1 rRNA gene is annotated in these 218 nt (G+C 55.0%); it reads right to left on the bottom strand.

Going from position 1 to position 218, the window contains the following annotated elements:
• A 23S ribosomal RNA gene (locus tag ADK86_RS19485) occupies window positions 1-218 on the bottom strand; the annotation flags it as partial.

Here is a 218-nt window from a genome sequence, read left to right as displayed (position 1 = left end):
TCTTCGGACTCGCTTTCGCTACGGCTTCCCCACACGGGTTAACCTCGCAACATACCGCAAACTCGCAGGCTCATTCTTCAAAAGGCACGCAGTCACGACGCAAAGAACAAGTTCTCTGCGCGACGCTCCCACGGCTTGTAGGCACACGGTTTCAGGTACTATTTCACTCCGCTCCCGCGGTACTTTTCACCATTCCCTCACGGTACTATCCGCTATCG

The sequence above is a fragment of the Streptomyces sp. NRRL F-5755 genome, from assembly GCF_001279365.1.
GTDB lineage: Bacteria > Actinomycetota > Actinomycetes > Streptomycetales > Streptomycetaceae > Streptomyces > Streptomyces rimosus.
The sequence above is the reverse complement of the archived record's forward strand: the minus strand, read 5'-3'. Positions and strand labels throughout refer to the sequence as shown.